A 15,765-nucleotide genomic window follows, 5' to 3' on the forward strand; every position below is an offset into this window, starting at 1 on the left:
GGGTGTCGTGGGGCTTCGAGCCCCCGGCTGCCGCGCAAGCCCAGCAACTCAAAGCCCGTAAAAAGCCTGGATCTGCTGCCAGGCCTGCAGCGGCTCGTCGGCGAAATGGAACAAGGCCAGGTCTTCCGGTGAAATGGTGCCTTCTTCGACCATCACATCAAAGTTGATCAGGCGCTTCCAGTAATCGGTGCCGAACAACACGATGGGCACGGGCTTGGCCTTGCGCGTCTGCACCAGGGTCAGCACTTCGAACAGTTCGTCCAACGTGCCAAAGCCCCCCGGAAACGCCACCAGGGCCTTGGCGCGCATCATGAAGTGCATTTTGCGCAGTGCGAAGTAGTGGAACTTGAAGCACAGACTGGGTGAGATGTAGGGGTTGCCTTTTTGCTCATGGGGCAGGGCGATGTTCAGCCCCACGTTCAGGGCGCCCATGTCGTGTGCCCCACGGTTGGCGGCCTCCATGATGCCGGGGCCACCGCCGGTGCAGATGTAGAGCCGGTCTTCCTTGGGGCGCTTGTCGCTCTCGGCGGCGACCAGGCGGGCGAACTGCCGGGCCAGATCGTAGTAGCGTGAATTGCGCACTGCCTGAACGGCTCGGGCAATGGCCCGTGGTTCGCCAGCGGCCTGGGCCTTGTCGAGTGCTTCCTGGGCTTCGTCTGGGGCCAGGTAGCGGGCGCTGCCAAACACGACCACCGTGTTGTTGATGCCCTGGGCCGCATGGGCCAGGTCGGGCTTGAGCATCTCCAACTGAAAGCGGATCCCCCGCGTCTCGCGGCGCAACAGGAACTCCGGGTCTGCGAAGGCCAGACGGTAGGCGTCTTCGTCAAGCGAATAGCCGTTGTTGGCATGGTTTTGCAGTTCGGCCCAGGCATCAGCCAGGCGACGGTCATTGAGTTGGGTATTGGCTTCCATGGAGATTCATTGTGCCGCTGCTTTATGCGTTTTATGTGCAGTGCACAACGGTTTTTGCTTAGGCGCCACAGGGTGGTTGACTGCTATGCTGCCACCCATGACAAATGCGGCTGCAGGGGCCGGCGCTGCAGGCGCGCCCCGTTTTTCCGAGCTGTTGCAACAGCGCGCCTTCATCCGGTTCTGGTTCACGCGGCTCAGCGCCACCACAGGCAATCAGATGCTGATGGTGGCCGTGGGTTGGCAGATGTATGAACTGACGGGCCAGGCCTGGGACCTGGGCCTGGTGGGGCTGTACCAGTTTCTCCCCGCATTGCTGCTGACCCTGGTGGCCGGCCATGTGGCCGACCGGGTGCACCGGGCCCGCATTGTGGCCGCCTGCGTGCTGGCGCAGGGCCTGGTGGCTGCGGTGCTGGTGGTGGCCACGTTGGGTGGCTGGGTCAGCCGCGACTGGCTGCTGTGGCTGTCGGTGGTGCTAGGCACGGCGCGGGCCTTCCAGATGCCCGCCCAGCAAGCCCTGACCCCCGTGCTGGTGCCGCCGGCCATGCTGCCTCGGGCCATGGCTTTTTCGTCAGCCGGCATGCAGGCAGCCATCATTGGCGGCCCCGCACTGGGCGGGGTGATCTTTGTGGCCGGCGTCACCGCGGTGTACCTGTGTTGCGCGGCCCTGTTCGCCTTGGGCATCGTGCAGATCCTGCGGGTGCACTATGAGCACGACCCGCCGCCCCAGGAGCCGGTGTCCTTGGGCACGCTGATGGCCGGGGTTCGTTTCATCTGGGAGCGCAAGGTGGTGCTGGGGGCGGTGTCACTCGACCTGTTTGCGGTGCTGCTGGGGGGTGCTGTGGCCCTGTTGCCGATCTATGCCAAAGACGTGTTGCACGTCGGACCCTGGGGGCTGGGCCTGCTGCGTGCGGCGCCCGCAGCCGGCGCCCTGCTGATGTCGGTGCTGCTCACGCGCTGGCCCATGGACCGCCATGTGGGGCGTAAGCTGTTGCTGGCTGTGGCGGTGTTCGGTCTGGCCACGCTGGTGTTCGGTGTGTCCACCAGCCTGTGGCTGTCGCTGGCGGCGCTGGCGGTCTCCGGTGCTGCAGACATGGTCAGCGTGGTGGTGCGCCAGACCCTGGTCCAACTCGAAACCCCGGACGCCATGCGCGGCCGCGTGAGTGCGGTCAACTCGGTCTTCATCGGGGCCAGCAACCAACTGGGCGAATTCGAATCGGGGGCCACGGCTGCCTTGCTGGGCCCGGTGGGTTCGGTGGTGCTGGGCGGGGTGGGCACCGTGCTGGTGGCCGCTTTGTGGTTCAAGGGCTTTCCGCAACTGGCGCAACGTGACCACATGCAGGCCCGTCGCTGAGTACCGCTGTTTTCACCGTCAACAAGGGTTTTGAACATGAACGATTCCAAGCAGTCTGCGGCACCGTTGTTCGAGGTGCTGCCACGCGATCTCAGCGCCTATCGGCAAGGCAATGTGGGCATTGACTATGTGCACCGCTTCGAGTCGGGCCGCCCTGGCCCGCACGTGCTGATCAATGCCCTGACGCACGGCAATGAGTTGTGCGGCATGGTGGCCGCCACTCATTTGCTGGACAGCGGCGTGCGGCCTCTGCGGGGCACGCTGACGGTGTCGTTTGCCAACGTCGCCGCCTACGAGAGCTTCGACATCGAACGCCCCTTCGACAGCCGCCAGTTGGTGCACAACCTCAACCGCGTCTGGTCGGCCGCCGAGCTGGAGGGCCGCGAGGACAGCCCCGAGTTGCGCCGGGCCCGTGAGCTGCGGCCGGTGGTGTCTGCCGCTGACCATATTCTGGATATCCACTCGACCAGCCAGGATGTGCAGCCCTTCTGGGTGTACCCCGCCTATGCGCGCAATGCTGAAGTGGCCTTGGCCGTGGGCTTGCCGCCGGTGCACATGGTGATGCCCAGCGGCCTGGGTTCGGGCACCCCGCTGATCCAGCACGGGCGCCACGGCGAGGCGGCCAGCGATGCCGGCGCTGCCTTGGTGGTGGAATGCGGCCAGCACTTTCTGCAGTCGGCTGCCGACACCGCCACCGCAGCGGCCCTGGGCTTTCTGGCCCATTTCGGCCTGGTCGAGGCCCCCAACGGGGCCGCCCGCGAACGGCCCACCCCCCGGCGCTTCGAATTGCTGCAGACCTGCCTGGTGCAGACCTCTGATTTCGCCTTCACGCGGCCCCTGGTCGGTTTTGAAAGCTTTGCCCAGGGTGAACTGATCGCCCGCGATGGCCCGCACGAAATACGGGCCCTGTGCGATGACTGCACCGTGATGATGCCCACCCGGGCCCCGGTGGTGGGGCGCGAAGCGGTGTACCTGACACGCCCCCTCTGAGGGGCGCCTCAACGGCCTTTCTGCAGGGTGAACTGCGCCATCGAAGCGCTCAGGCGGGTGGCCTGCTCGGTCAGGCTCTGAGCGGCGGCGGCGCCTTGTTCGACCAACGCGGCGTTCTGCTGGGTCATCTGATCCAGTTCGCCGATGGCTGAACTCACCCGGTGCAGTTCCTGCGTCTGCTCGGCGGTGGCGGCGCTCACTTCGGCCATCAGTGCGCTCACCTGCTGCACGCTGGCCACCAACTCATTCATGGTGCTACCCGCTGTGCCGACCAGGGTGGTACCGTCGCGCACCTTCTCGACGCTGGCACCGATCAGGTGCTTGATTTCGTGGGCCGCCGCGGCGCTGCGCTGGGCCAGGCTGCGCACCTCACCGGCCACCACGGCAAAGCCGCGGCCTTGTTCACCGGCCCGGGCGGCCTCGACGGCGGCGTTCAAGGCCAGGATATTGGTCTGGAAGGCAATGCCGTCGATCAGCCCCACGATTTCACCGATCTTCTGGCTGCGGGCCTGGATTTCGTTCATGGTGCCCACCACCTGCTGCACCACCGCCCCTCCGCGCCCGGCCACCTCGGTGGCAGCCCGCACCAGCGCCGTGGCCTGGTGGGTGTTCTCGGCATGGGTGCCGACCATGTGGCTGAGCTGGTCCATGCTGGCGGCGGTTTGTTGCAGCCGGCTGGCGGTGTGCTCGGTGCGTTGGCTCAGGTCCTGGTTGCCCAGGGCCACTTCAGCACTGGCCGTGTGGATGGACTCACCCGCATCGCGCACTTCCACCACCACCTGGTTGAGGGCGCCCACCATCCGGTTCAGGGCTTGCAGCAGGCTGCCGATCTCGTCCTGGCGCTGGTGGTCCATGCGCACGGTCAGGTCGCCCGCAGCCACGCGGGCCGCGGCGCGCGAGGCCTCGGCCAGCGGCTGCACGATGGAGCGGCGCAGCAGCCAGGCACAGGCCGCTGCCAGCAACAGCACTGCGGCAACGGCGATGGCGCTGATCCATTGGGCGCGTTGGGCGTTGGCGATCATGCTGTCGGCATCGGCGCGCGCGCTGGCTTCCGACAGGCTCAGCAAGGTGTCCAGGCTGGTCAGGTAACTCTTCAGCACGGCCGCGTGATCGCTGATTTCCTTCTGGCTGATCACCTTGGACTCCAATGCGTTCTGCACCAGTTGTTGGCGCAGTTGCACATAGGCTGTCCGTTGCTTGAGGGCGCTCTCGACCGCCTGCTGGGTGGCGGCATCGGCACTGCCCGCCTGCTGCTGAATCGATTGGACCAGCGCATCGTCATGTTGCGCCTCGCTGCGCATTTCATTGGCCACCGGAAACACATCGTTCGAGCCCGTGGCCCGCAGCGCCAGTTCACCCAGCTTGATCGACTGGGTCTTCCAGTCGCGCACAGCGCGCTCCAGCGGCCAGCGTTGCTGGGCCAGACGCTGGGCCTGGGTGGTGGTGGCATCGCCGGTCAACCAGGTGGTTGCCCCCAGCAGGGCCACCGCCAGGCCCAGCAAGCCAAAGCTCAGGCCCAGCTTCTGGCCGATGCTGAAGCCATGGCGCGTGGTTGGGAGCGGCGGTGCTGAGGACCCCGGGTTGTGGCTCAAGGGGCTGTTGCCTGGCTCAGGGCTCAGGCGGGGGTGGGCGTGTGAGGCGATGAGTTGGGTCATGCGAAATCGGGCGGGAGGTGGGATGGAATCAACAAAAAAGAAACTGCCAGAACCATGCCAGGTGAGGGGGGGGAGGGTCGTGGCTGGGGCCTCAAAGCAAACAGCCCCAGGTCGCCAGGGCAAGGCGACGCGGGGCTGTTGACCCAAGGCCGGGTGGGGGCCTATTTCTCTTTGCCCATCACCAGATCCGGCACGATGGTGACGATGTCAGGGAACACTGTGATCAGCACGATGCACACCACCAGGCAGGCAAAGAAGGGGATTGCGGCCTTGGCGATCACGTTGCTGTCCTTGCCCGTCATGTTCTGCAACACGAACAGGTTGAAGCCCACCGGTGGCGTGACCTCGGCGATCTCAACCAGCAGCACAATGAAGATGCCGAACCAGACCAGATCGAAGCCCGCCTTCTGGATCATGGGCAGCACCACCGCGCTGGTGAGCACGATCATGCTGATGCCGTCCAGGGCCGTGCCCAACACCAGGTACACCACCACCAGCACGCTGATCAGCGCAAAGGGCGACAGGTGCATCGACTCGACCCACTCGGCCAGCTCGCGCGGGATGCCGGTGAACGCCATGGTCTTGGTCAGGAAGGCGGCGCCTGCCAGGATGAACATGATCATGCAACTGGTGCGCGTGGTGCCCATCAGCCCTTCCTTGAAGTTCTGCCAGGTCAGCGAGCGGCTCCACAAGGCCAGGCCCAGTGAGCCCATCACGCCGTAGGCTGCGCATTCGGTGGCGGTGGCATAGCCGGCAATCAGCACCCAGCAGATGAACACGATCAGGGCCGCACAAGGGATCAGGTTGCCCGATTGGCGCAGCTTCTGCATGAAGCTGCTGGGCGGGTCGGCTGCAGGCACCTTGTCGGGGTGGCGCAGGCTCCACCAGCCGATGTAGCCCGAGAACAGACCCATCAGCAAAAAGCCCGGCAGAAAGCCAGCCAGAAAGATGCGGATGATCGAAGCATCTGCCGCCACCGCGTACACCACCATGGTGATCGAGGGCGGAATCAGAATGCCCAGTGTGCCGGCCGTGGCCAGCGAGCCCAGGGCCAGCTTCTCGTCGTAGCCGCGTTTCATCAGTTCAGGCAAGGCCACTTTCGAGATCGTGGCGCAGGTGGCTGCAGACGAGCCGGACACCGAGCCAAAGATGCCGCACCCCAGGATGGTGGTGTGCATCAGGCGGCCGGGAACCCGGTTGAGCCAAGGGCGCAGGCCCTCGAACATTTCTTCGCTGAGCTTGGTCCGGAACAGGATTTCACCCATCCAGATGAACAGGGGCAGGGCCGCCAGCTCCCAACTGGCATTGCTTTCCCAGAAGGCTGAGAACAGGTTCTTGCCCGGCGCCGTGCTGGTGAAGAAAGCCTGACCGACCCAGCCGCAGATGGCCAGCGTCATGGCGATCCAGACGCCGCCCGACAGCAGCACCATCATGAGCAGCAGCAAGATGCCACCCACCATCAATATATCCATGTTGTACTTTCGTTATGGAGGGGGACGTGCTCAAACTTCGGACGAGAAGTCGCCGCGCGCATGGCGCTCTTCGACCTCGCGCACAAAGGTGGGCACGCCGCCGCGCAGCACGATCACCAGTTCGTCCACCACGGCCACCAGCAGCAGCACCGAGCCGATGGCAAAGCTCATCTGCGGGATCCACATCGGGATGGGCAGCAGGCCTTGGGCAATGTCGTTGAACTCCCAGCTTTCGTAGGTGAACTGGCAGGCCGACCAGGCCAGGTAGGCCGTGGCCACCGAGCCGATCACCAGCGACAGGATCTCCAGCATGCGGCGCTGGCGGCTGGGTACCTTTTCCAGCAGCAGCGTCACACGCACAAAATCGCCGTGCTTGAAGGCATGGGGCATGGCAAAGAAGGCCGCAGCGGCACAGAACCAGGCCACCACGTCGTTCATGGCGCCGGTGCGCACGCCGAATTCACGCAGCACGCTCTGCGCGATCATCAGCACGCAGATCAGCGCGATGAAACTGGCGCCCAGGGCGCCACTGGCAAGGTAGAGGCGGTCGAGAAAGCGTCGCATCATTTCTTGGCCGCAGGGGCGGACTTGCGGTAGGCGGCAACAATGGCTTCACCGTCCGGGCCAGCCTTCTTGATCCAGTCGCTCAGCATGATGTCGCCCACCTGCTTGAGGTCAGCGGTCAGCTTGGCCGGCGGCGGCATGATCTTCATGCCCTTTTCGGCCAGGGCTTTTTTGTACCAGTCGTTCTTTTCCTGGCTCAAGGCCCAGCCGCGGGTCTCGGCTTCAGCGGCGGCCTTGGTCACCGCGGCCTGGGTGGCGGGGTCGAGGGCATCAAAGGATTTCTTGTTGACGATGATGGCGTCCTTGGGCAGCCAGGCCTGGGTGTCGTACCAGTACTTCAGGCTTTCGTAGGTCTTCGAGTCATAGCCCGTCGAGCCCGAGCTCATGTAGCTTTCAATCACGCCGGTGGCCAGGGCCTGCGACAGCTCGGCGGCCTGGATGGTCACGGGCTGGGCCCCGATCAGCTCAGCCACCTTGGCGGTGGCCGGGCTGTAGGCGCGCCACTTGATGCCGCGCAGGTCGGCCACCGAGGCGATCTCTTTCTTGGTGTAGATGCCTTGCGGGGGCCATGGCACGGTGTAGAGCAGCTTCATGCCCTGGGCATTCAGCAGCTTTTCCAGCACGGGCTTCTGGGCGTCATACAGGCGCTTGGATTCGGCGTACGACGAGGCCAGGAAAGGCACGCCGTCGGTGCCATAGATGGGGTTTTCGTTTTCGAAGTTGGCCAGCAGGATCTCACCGATCTGAGCCTGGCCCCCTTGCACGGCGCGCTTGATTTCGTTGGCCTTGAACAGCGAGGCATTCGCGTGCACAGTCAGCTTGAGCTTGCCGCCCGTGGCTTTGTCCACGTCCTGGGCAAAGTGGCTCAGGTTTTCGACATGAAAGTTGTTGGCGGGGTAGGCGGTGGGCAGATCCCATTTGGTCTGCGCCATGGTGGCGCCGGACGCCAGCACCAAACTGAGAGCCGTGAAAGAGAAATAGCGACGCTTCATGTGTGCTCCGGAAAAAAGTTTGACGTGAATGTAATCGGCCGGCAGATCGACATCATGGGGGTAATTACTTAATGTCAACAAAACGTTGGTAAATTGTCATGGTGCTGCCTACAATCTGAGCATGCAACATCAATGCCAACCGGGAGGATGACCATGACAGCCAAGCCCACCGCTTCCCCCGCAGGCGCCACCGAGCGCGCCCTCATTGTGTCCTCTGCGCATCTGGTTTCCGAGCAGAGCGCCGAGATGAGCGAGTTCGAGTTCGGGCTGGTGGTGGCTGGCAATGCATTCCACCGCTGGATCGTGCATTGCATGAGTGCCGCCGGGCTGAAGGACCTGACCCCGCTGGATGTGTTGGTGTTACATCACGTGACACATCGTGCCCGCAACAAGCGCCTGGCCGACATCTGTTTCATCATGAATGTCGAGGACACCCACCTCATCAACTACTCGTTGAAGAAACTGCAGAACCTGGGGGTGGTGATGGCCAGCAAGAACGGCAAAGAAGTGACCTACGCCTGCACCGAAGAAGGGCTGGCCCGGGTGGCCCGCTACCGGGAGATCCGGGAGTCGTGCCTGATTGGTGCCTTGCAGGCCGACGATGCACTGAATCGGGACATCGGCGATCTGGCGCGGCTGCTGCGCGTGCTCTCGGGCATGTACGACCAGGCAGCCCGAGCGGCGGCCTCGCTGTGAACCCCATGGCAGCGCCAAGACGGCTGGGCTTGATCCTGCTGGACACGCGCTTCCCGCGCTTGCCGGGCGACTTGGGGCGGCCCGACAGCTACCCCTGGCCCGTGATCACTCAGGTCGTGCCAGGCGCTGTGCCGGCCCAGGTGGTGTGCTCGGCGCAGGCCTTGCGTGACAGCGGGCTGGCTGAACGTTTTGTGGCAGCGGCGCGCCAATTGGTGGCTGACGGGGCGGATGCCATCACCACCAGCTGCGGCTTTCTGGTGCTGCTGCAGGCTCAGCTTCAGGCCTCGGTTCCCGTGCCGGTGCTGAGCTCCAGCCTGCTGGCCTTGCCCGCGCTGTTGGTCCGCCAGCCCCGTGTGGGGGTCTTGACCATCCGCGCCGATCGGCTGGGCCCCGAGCACCTGAGGGCCGCGGGGGTGCCTGCCGACCGCCTGGGCCACGTGGTCTTGCAAGACCTGCCCGAGGACGGGCATTTTGTGACCTCGATTCTGGGCAATGCCATCGCCCTTGACGAAGCCCGTGCCCGCCTCGAAGTGGTGCAGGCGGCGCAGGCTTTGCAGGCCCGGGCCCCGGATCTGCGCCAGGTGGTGTTGGAATGCACCAACCTGCCGCCCTATGCCCAGGCTGTGGCCGACGCCACAGCCTGGCAACTGAGTACCTTGCTGCAATCCCGTCGCCTGTTGGGCGATCGGGCGCTGGCGCAAGCCCCCTTCATCAACCCACTTGAAGCCGACTTCTGACCATGCAAGCCTCTGTCTCGACCCCTCCCCATCGCTGGCAATTCTGGATTGATCGTGGGGGCACCTTCACCGACATCGTGGCGCGCAAGCCACTGGCTGATGGGGGCTTTACCCTGGTCACGCACAAGCTGCTGTCTGAAAACCCCGAGCAATACCGCGATGCGGCAGTGGCGGGTATTCGCCATCTGCTGGGCTTGAAGGCCGGCGAGCCGATCACGCCCGAGCAGGTTGAATGCGTGAAGATGGGCACCACCGTGGCCACCAATGCGCTGCTGGAGCGCAAGGGCGAGCCCACGCTGCTGGTGACTACCCGGGGCTTTCGCGATGCCTTGCGCATCGCCTACCAGAACCGGCCGCGCCTGTTTGACCGCCACATCGTATTGCCCGAGTTGCTGTACACCGAGGTCATCGAAGCCGACGAGCGTGTGGGTGCTCAGGGTGAGCTGGTGCAGGCGCTCGACGAAGCCCGTCTGCGCGCCGACCTGCAGGCCGCTCACGACCGGGGGCTGCGCAGTGTCGCGATTGTCTTCATGCATGGGTACCGTTACACCGCCCATGAGAAAGCCGCCCAGGCCCTGGCGGCCGCGATCGGCTTCACGCAGATCAGCAGCTCCCACGAAACCAGCCCGCTGATGAAATTCGTCAGCCGTGGCGACACCACGGTGGTGGACGCCTACCTGTCGCCCATCCTGCGCCGCTATGTGGACCAGGTGGCCTCTGAAATGCCGGGTGTGCGCCTGTTCTTCATGCAGTCGTCGGGCGGGCTGACCGATGCCCACGTGTTCCAGGGCAAGGACGCGATCCTGTCCGGCCCGGCCGGGGGCATTGTGGGCATGGCCCGCACCGCCGGGCTGGCAGGTCATGACGATGTGATTGGTTTTGACATGGGGGGCACCTCCACCGACGTCAGCCACTTCCGGGGCGGCCTGCAAGGTGAGTTTGAGCGCGAGTTCGAAACCCAGGTGGCCGGGGTGCGCATGCGCGCGCCCATGATGAGCATCCACACCGTGGCGGCTGGTGGCGGCTCGATCCTGCAGTTTGATGGCGCGCGCTTCCGGGTGGGCCCTGAAAGCGCCGGGGCCAACCCCGGCCCGGCCAGCTACCGCCGTGGCGGCCCCTTGGCCGTGACCGATGCGAACGTGATGGTGGGCAAGGTGCAGCCACGCTACTTCCCATCCGTGTTCGGCCCGCAGGCCAACGAGCGGCTGGATGCCGAGGTGGTGCAGCAGCGCTTTGCCGAGCTGGCCCAGCGCGCCGGACGCACGGCCGAAGAGGTGGCCGAAGGCTTCATCCAGATCGCGGTACAGCAGATGGCCAATGCGATCAAGAAGATCTCGGTGGCGCGGGGCTATGACGTCACCCGCTACACCCTGCAGTGCTTTGGCGGTGCGGGCGGGCAGCACGCCTGCCTGGTGGCCGATGCCCTGGGCATGACACGGGTGTTTGTGCACCCGCTGGCCGGTGTGTTGTCGGCCTATGGCATGGGCCTGGCCGACCAGAGCCTGATCCGCGAACAGGCGGTGGAATCGCGTCTGCAGGTCGAGGCCCTGCCCGACATCCAGGCCCGGCTGGACGCCCTGGCCCAGGGGGCCGAGACCGAGCTGGGCCGCCAGCAGGTCAGCGCCGGCGGCATCACCACCCACCGCCGCGTTCATGTGCGCTATGAGGGCAGCGATTCGGCCCTGGTGGTGGCGTATCGGCCCGGCGACACGGCTGAGCAGACGCTGGCGGCCATCCAGGCGGGCTTCGAGCAGGCTTACCGGCAACGCTTTGCCTTCCTGATGGCGGGCAAGGGCCTGGTGGTCGAGGCCGTGTCGGTCGAATCGGTGGTGGCTGGCGATGCCCCTGCCGAGCCGCGCCATGCCCTGAACCCGGTGCGCGAGGTGCCGCGCCGCGAAACCGTGCGCATGTACTCGGGTGGCCAGTGGCACGATGCCGCCCTGGTGGTGCGTGAAGACCTGCGTCCGGGCGATGTGATCCCGGGGCCGGCCATCATTGCCGAGAAGAACGCCACCACCATCGTCGAGCCGGGTTGGGAGGCCGCGCTCACGGCCCTGGACCACCTGGTGCTGGAGCGCCGGGAGGCGCGGGCCATCACCTACGCAGCCGGCACCACGGCCGATCCGGTGCTGCTGGAAGTGTTCAACAACCTCTTCATGAACATCGCCGAGCAGATGGGGTTGCAACTGCAGAACACCGCCTATTCGGTGAACATCAAGGAGCGGCTGGATTTCAGCTGTGCCTTGTTCGATGCCGCAGGCAACCTGATTGCGAATGCCCCGCACATGCCGGTCCACCTGGGTTCGATGGGCGAGAGCATCAAGACCGTCATTCGCGAGAATGCCGGTCGCATGCAGCCGGGCGACGTGTACGCCCTGAACGATCCTTACCACGGCGGTACCCACCTGCCCGATGTGACGGTGATCACCCCGGTCTACCTGGGGCAGGCGGCCGACGAGCAGCCGCTGTTCTATGTGGGTTCGCGTGGGCACCACGCCGACATCGGGGGCATCACGCCCGGCTCGATGCCCCCGTTCTCGACCCGCATCGAAGAAGAGGGCGTGCAGATCAACAACTTCAAGCTGGTCGATCGTGGTGCCTTGCGCGAGGCCGAAATGGTGGCCCTGCTGCAAAGCGGCGAATACCCCAGCCGCAATCCGGCCCAGAACCTGGCCGACTTGAAAGCGCAGATCGCTGCCAACGAAAAAGGCGTGCAGGAGCTGCGCAAGATGGTGGCCCAGTTCGGGCTGGACGTGGTGCAGGCGTACATGGGCCACGTGCAGGACAACGCCGAAGAATCGGTGCGCCGGGCCATCACCCGCCTCAAGGACGGGCGCTTCACCCTGCCGCTGGACAATGGCGCCCAGATCGCCGTCAGCATCCGTGTGAACGGGGCCGAGCGCAGTGCCGAGATCGACTTCACCGGCACCAGTGAGCAGCAGATCAACAACTTCAACGCCCCCACGGCGGTCTGCATGGCCGCGGTGCTGTACGTGTTCCGGACCCTGGTGGACGACGACATCCCGCTCAATGCAGGCTGCCTGAAGCCGCTGAAGGTGATCATCCCCGAGGGCTCGATGCTGAGCCCCCGCCCGCCGGCCTCGGTGGTGGCGGGCAATGTGGAAACCTCCACCTGCATCACCAACGCCTTGATCGGCGCCCTGGGCCTGATGGGGGCCAGCCAGTGCACGGTGAACAACTTCACTTTCGGCAACGCACGCTACCAGTACTACGAAACCATCAGCGGTGGCAGCGGCGCCGGTGCGGTGTTTGATGCCCAGGGCCAGGTCGCGGGCGGCTTCGACGGTACCAGCGTGGTCCAGACGCACATGACCAATTCGCGCATGACCGATCCAGAGGTGCTTGAGTTCCGCTACCCGGTGCGCCTGGAAAGCTACGAGATCCGCCAGGGATCGGGCGGTGCCGGGCGCTGGCATGGCGGCAACGGTGGCGTCCGCCGCTTGCGCTTCCTGGAAGACATGACCGCCAGCATCCTGTCCAACGGCCGCCTGCGCGGTGCCTTTGGCATGGCCGGTGGCGAGGCCGGTGCCGTGGGCGTGAATCGCGTGCTGCGCAGCGACGGTCGTGTCGAGACACTGGAGCACATCGGCCAGGCCGAGATGAAGGCCGGCGATGTGTTCGAGATCCAGACCCCCGGCGGCGGTGGCTACGGCCCGGCCGACGCGGCCCGCTGAAAAGGCAGGGCCACCATGTTCGGCACGGTCTTGCTCACAGGCTTCGAGCCCTTTGGTGGGGACCCGCTCAACCCCTCCTGGGAGGTGGCGCGCCAACTGGACGGCTGCGTGCTGGCCGGCGGGCAGCGTGTGCAGGCGCTGCAACTGCCCTGTGTTTTCAGCACGGCGTGGCCGGTGCTGCGCCAGGCCATCGAGGCCGGGCCTGCCCCCTCGCTGGTCATGGCGCTGGGCCTCGCGGCCTCACGCACCGAGTTGTGCATGGAGCGGGTCGCGCTGAATTGGGTGGATGCGCGCATCCCCGACAACGCGGGTGAGCAGCCGTTGGATCAGCCCATCCTGCCCGAGGCACCGCTGGCCTGGCGCAGTCGCCTGCCGGTGAAGGCCATGGTGCAGGCCATGCAGGCCGTGGGCGCACCTGCGGCGGTGTCCTATACCGCCGGCACCTTTGTGTGCAATCAATTGCTGTTTCTGTTGAGTGACTACCTGGAGCAGCACCCGGGCCTGCGTGGGGGCTTCATGCATGTGCCGCCGTTCGGCCATGAGGCAGGGCAGGGGGGCGTGCCCATCGACGTGCAGCTCAAGGCCGTGCAAGCGGCTCTGGAGGCCGCGCTGGCCCACCAGCACGATGCCGTGATGGTGGGGGGCACCCTCGACTGAAGGGGCCCGTGGGGTCAGATGGCCCCTTTTGGGGCTGCGACCTCACGGCGCTGAACAGCATCAGGGCTTGCTGCCCTCCGGCTGGGGTGTGCCGGGGTAGGCCTGACCCTGCACAGTCAGTCCTTGGTGTGAAAGCTGCCGGGCCCGGCGCGGGCCGATACCAGGCACGCGGCGGATCAGGTCCGACCAATCGGCGAAGGGGCTTTGCTGGCGCTGGCTCAGGATTTTTTGCGACAGGGCCGGCCCCACATGCAGCAGGCTGTCAAGCTGGGCCTCGCTGGCCTGGTTGATTTCGAGCTCGGCATGGGCCGTTGTCCCCAGAAACAGGCTCAGGGCCCAGGCGCCGAGCAGGGTGCGAATCAGTGGCCGGCAGCCGTGCCGCAACAGGTTGGACATGGGGGGCTCTCCAGGAGGTGGCGAAGCCTTTGATTAAAGGCGTGTTGCTGCCCCCCTGGGGGCTTGCACCGCCACGCCAATGGTGTGCGGTTGAAAACCCCGTTCAAGCGTCTTTCAGACAACGCCCGAGTGGACACTCAGCTCACAGTTCCTCGACCCGCTGGGCCGGGTAGCTGTCCCATGATTGGCAGCCCGGGCATTGCCAGAAGTACTGCTTGGCTTCAAAGCCGCATGCCGCGCAGCGGTAGCGGACCAGCGGCTTGGCCGCGTGGTCGAGGGCGCGTTGCACCTGGGGGTGGAACTGTTCGTGGCTGAGCTGCTCCCCGGCCAGCCATCGCGCGGCGGCCACCAGTGAGGGCTCTTTGTCCAAGTGTTGCACGTAGCGCTCGCGGGCCACTTCACTTGGTACGCCCTGGGCCTGGCTCAGGGTGACCAGCGCTTCCAGCAGGTCCAGTGAGGGGTGTTCCTGGTAGATGGCGTCGAGCTGGGCCAGGGTTTCCGGGCCGCGCTTGGCGGCCTGGGCGCAGTCAGCCCACAGGGGCGCTGCCAGCGAGAGGTGGCTGGGGGCCACGCGGGCCATGTGCTGCAAGGTGTCGCAGGCGTCGCTGTGCTGGCCTTGCAGGGCCTGCAGGCGGGCCGTTTCGATGTAGGCGCGCGGGGCCTCGGGGGCTGTGGTGCGGGCTTCCGCCAAGCGTTCCAGCGCGCCCGGCACATCCTGTTGCGCCACCAGGCTGAGGGCCTGCTCACACAGGTAATGGGCCTGGCGGGCATTGAAGCGACCTTGGCCAGCCTGGTCCATGCGCTGGGCAATGCCGGCAGCCTGGGGCCAGTCGCGCGAGCGTTCGCAGATGGCCAGCAGGGCCAGGCGGGCCTGGCTCTCGAAAGGGGTGCCCTCCAGCTTGTGCAGCGCCGCTTCGGCACGGTCCAGCAGGCCGGCTTTCAGGAAGTCGAGGGCCAGCGCGTGCTGAGCACGCTCACGGTCGGTGCGACTCAGGTCGGCGCGGCTGAGCAGGTGCTCGTGCACGCGCACGGCGCGTTCGTACTCGCCACGCCGCCTGAACAGGTTGCCTAGGGCAAAGTGCAGCTCCGAGGTGTCCGGATCGTTTTGGACGGCTTCGATGAAGGCGTCGATGGCTTGATCCTGTTGCTCGTTCAGCAGAAAGTTCAGGCCCTTGAAATAGGCTTTGGGCGCCTGGCGGTTTTCCAGGCGCAATTGGCGGATATCGAAGCGTGAGGCGCCCCATCCCAGCACAAAGGCCAGCGGCAGGCCCAGCAAGAGCCAGCTGAGATCAAATTCCATGAGGGGGTTCGTGCTCGTCGACAGAGGGTGGGGGGGCCACCGGGGCTTGAGGAGGGGCTGCCTGGGCGGCCGGCTGTTGGGCGGTTTGATCCTGGTGCTTGCGTGCGGCACTGCGGTGTTTCCACCATCGGGGCACCATGCCCAGCACGCCCGCCACCACACCCAGCGTGAAGGCGGACAGTACCACCAGAACCAGCGGCGCCCGCCATTGGGTGCCGAAGAAGAAGTGGACGGTTGCGTCTTGCTGGTTGTTCAGCGCGAAGGCAAACAGGGTAAAAAAAATGGCTGCCTTGAGCAGCCACATGAGGTATTTCATTCATCTCCTCAGTGACGAGGAGATTCTAACGA

Annotated in this window: 14 protein-coding genes; 6 read left to right on the plus strand and 8 right to left on the minus strand. The window is 65.5% G+C overall.

Annotated elements, in window-relative coordinates; all coding sequences use genetic code 11:
- Positions 1-48 precede the first annotated feature (48 nt).
- On the minus strand, positions 49-912 hold the full coding sequence (locus tag AC07VS_RS04120; RefSeq protein ID WP_492346997.1) for an LOG family protein: 864 nt from the start codon (positions 910-912) through the stop codon (positions 49-51).
- A 97-nt stretch (positions 913-1,009) separates the two neighbouring features.
- Between AC07VS_RS04120 and AC07VS_RS04125 the strand changes: the two genes are divergently transcribed.
- Both AC07VS_RS04125 and AC07VS_RS04130 read left to right on the plus strand, forming a co-directional pair.
- On the plus strand, positions 1,010-2,263 hold the full coding sequence (locus AC07VS_RS04125; RefSeq protein ID WP_494750267.1) for an MFS transporter: 1,254 nt from the start codon (positions 1,010-1,012) through the stop codon (positions 2,261-2,263).
- Positions 2,264-2,299: 36 nt separating this feature from the next.
- A complete protein-coding gene (locus tag AC07VS_RS04130; RefSeq protein ID WP_494750268.1) occupies positions 2,300-3,253 on the plus strand; it encodes a M14 family metallopeptidase in 954 nt (317 codons plus the stop codon).
- Between the two features lie 8 nt (positions 3,254-3,261).
- Here the strand turns inward: AC07VS_RS04130 and AC07VS_RS04135 are convergent, their stop codons facing one another.
- From AC07VS_RS04135 to AC07VS_RS04150, 4 genes are all read right to left on the minus strand, one after another.
- Entirely contained in the window at positions 3,262-4,908 is a 1,647-nt protein-coding gene (locus AC07VS_RS04135; protein ID WP_494656489.1) for a methyl-accepting chemotaxis protein, read from the minus strand.
- Between the two features lie 161 nt (positions 4,909-5,069).
- On the minus strand, positions 5,070-6,380 hold the full coding sequence (locus AC07VS_RS04140) for a TRAP transporter large permease (RefSeq protein WP_494750269.1): 1,311 nt from the start codon (positions 6,378-6,380) through the stop codon (positions 5,070-5,072).
- A 30-nt stretch (positions 6,381-6,410) separates the two neighbouring features.
- On the minus strand, positions 6,411-6,944 hold the full coding sequence (locus AC07VS_RS04145; RefSeq protein WP_494750270.1) for a TRAP transporter small permease: 534 nt from the start codon (positions 6,942-6,944) through the stop codon (positions 6,411-6,413).
- Positions 6,944-7,936: a TRAP transporter substrate-binding protein gene (locus AC07VS_RS04150; RefSeq protein WP_494656491.1), complete on the minus strand. Its 993-nt coding sequence runs from the start codon at positions 7,934-7,936 to the stop codon at positions 6,944-6,946. Before AC07VS_RS04150 ends, AC07VS_RS04145 begins: the two co-directional genes overlap by 1 nt.
- Before the next feature lie 147 nt (positions 7,937-8,083).
- On the opposite strand from AC07VS_RS04150, the gene AC07VS_RS04155 reads away from it, so the two are divergent.
- Genes AC07VS_RS04155 through pcp form a run of 4 tightly spaced genes read left to right on the plus strand, consistent with a single transcriptional unit; the run spans position 8,084 to position 13,721 of the window.
- Positions 8,084-8,632 carry a winged helix DNA-binding protein gene (locus AC07VS_RS04155; RefSeq protein ID WP_492347003.1) on the plus strand — a complete coding sequence of 183 codons (549 nt, stop codon included), beginning with the start codon at positions 8,084-8,086 and terminating at the stop codon, positions 8,630-8,632.
- Between the two features lie 5 nt (positions 8,633-8,637).
- Positions 8,638-9,369, plus strand: a complete 732-nt coding sequence (locus tag AC07VS_RS04160; RefSeq protein ID WP_492347004.1) for an aspartate/glutamate racemase family protein — start codon at positions 8,638-8,640, stop codon at positions 9,367-9,369.
- A gap of 2 nt (positions 9,370-9,371) precedes the next feature.
- Positions 9,372-13,064: a hydantoinase B/oxoprolinase family protein gene (locus AC07VS_RS04165; RefSeq protein ID WP_494750271.1), complete on the plus strand. Its 3,693-nt coding sequence runs from the start codon at positions 9,372-9,374 to the stop codon at positions 13,062-13,064.
- Positions 13,065-13,079: 15 nt separating this feature from the next.
- Positions 13,080-13,721: a pyroglutamyl-peptidase I gene (gene pcp / locus AC07VS_RS04170; RefSeq protein WP_494656493.1), complete on the plus strand. Its 642-nt coding sequence runs from the start codon at positions 13,080-13,082 to the stop codon at positions 13,719-13,721.
- Between the two features lie 60 nt (positions 13,722-13,781).
- On the opposite strand, the gene AC07VS_RS04175 is transcribed toward pcp, so the two are convergent.
- The 3 genes from AC07VS_RS04175 to AC07VS_RS04185 form a co-directional block, all read right to left on the minus strand.
- On the minus strand, positions 13,782-14,117 hold the full coding sequence (locus AC07VS_RS04175; protein WP_494656494.1) for a ComEA family DNA-binding protein: 336 nt from the start codon (positions 14,115-14,117) through the stop codon (positions 13,782-13,784).
- 142 nt (positions 14,118-14,259) lie between these two features.
- Positions 14,260-15,417, minus strand: a complete 1,158-nt coding sequence (gene lapB / locus AC07VS_RS04180) for a lipopolysaccharide assembly protein LapB (protein WP_494656495.1) — start codon at positions 15,415-15,417, stop codon at positions 14,260-14,262.
- Positions 15,407-15,733, minus strand: coding sequence for a LapA family protein (locus AC07VS_RS04185; protein ID WP_492347009.1), 327 nt, complete (start codon positions 15,731-15,733; stop codon positions 15,407-15,409). The genes lapB and AC07VS_RS04185 overlap by 11 nt, the downstream gene beginning before the upstream one ends.
- Between the last annotated feature and the right edge of the window lie 32 nt (positions 15,734-15,765).

The organism is Curvibacter sp. GW821-FHT01G03, assembly GCF_059422285.1.

What these genes read in the sequence shown, in the direction of transcription:
- AC07VS_RS04135 (WP_494656489.1), bottom strand. Translation starts at nt 4,908, where the DNA reads ATGACCCAACTCATCGCCTCACACGCCCACCCCCGCCTGAGCCCTGAG.
- AC07VS_RS04125 (WP_494750267.1), top strand. Translation starts at nt 1,010, where the DNA reads ATGACAAATGCGGCTGCAGGGGCCGGCGCTGCAGGCGCGCCCCGTTTT.
- AC07VS_RS04140 (WP_494750269.1), bottom strand. Translation starts at nt 6,380, where the DNA reads ATGGATATATTGATGGTGGGTGGCATCTTGCTGCTGCTCATGATGGTG.
- lapB (WP_494656495.1), bottom strand. Translation starts at nt 15,417, where the DNA reads ATGGAATTTGATCTCAGCTGGCTCTTGCTGGGCCTGCCGCTGGCCTTT.
- AC07VS_RS04175 (WP_494656494.1), bottom strand. Translation starts at nt 14,117, where the DNA reads ATGTCCAACCTGTTGCGGCACGGCTGCCGGCCACTGATTCGCACCCTG.
- AC07VS_RS04165 (WP_494750271.1), top strand. Translation starts at nt 9,372, where the DNA reads ATGCAAGCCTCTGTCTCGACCCCTCCCCATCGCTGGCAATTCTGGATT.
- AC07VS_RS04130 (WP_494750268.1), top strand. Translation starts at nt 2,300, where the DNA reads ATGAACGATTCCAAGCAGTCTGCGGCACCGTTGTTCGAGGTGCTGCCA.
- AC07VS_RS04185 (WP_492347009.1), bottom strand. Translation starts at nt 15,733, where the DNA reads ATGAAATACCTCATGTGGCTGCTCAAGGCAGCCATTTTTTTTACCCTG.
- AC07VS_RS04120 (WP_492346997.1), bottom strand. Translation starts at nt 912, where the DNA reads ATGGAAGCCAATACCCAACTCAATGACCGTCGCCTGGCTGATGCCTGG.
- AC07VS_RS04155 (WP_492347003.1), top strand. Translation starts at nt 8,084, where the DNA reads ATGACCATGACAGCCAAGCCCACCGCTTCCCCCGCAGGCGCCACCGAG.
- AC07VS_RS04150 (WP_494656491.1), bottom strand. Translation starts at nt 7,936, where the DNA reads ATGAAGCGTCGCTATTTCTCTTTCACGGCTCTCAGTTTGGTGCTGGCG.
- AC07VS_RS04145 (WP_494750270.1), bottom strand. Translation starts at nt 6,944, where the DNA reads ATGCGACGCTTTCTCGACCGCCTCTACCTTGCCAGTGGCGCCCTGGGC.
- pcp (WP_494656493.1), top strand. Translation starts at nt 13,080, where the DNA reads ATGTTCGGCACGGTCTTGCTCACAGGCTTCGAGCCCTTTGGTGGGGAC.
- AC07VS_RS04160 (WP_492347004.1), top strand. Translation starts at nt 8,638, where the DNA reads ATGGCAGCGCCAAGACGGCTGGGCTTGATCCTGCTGGACACGCGCTTC.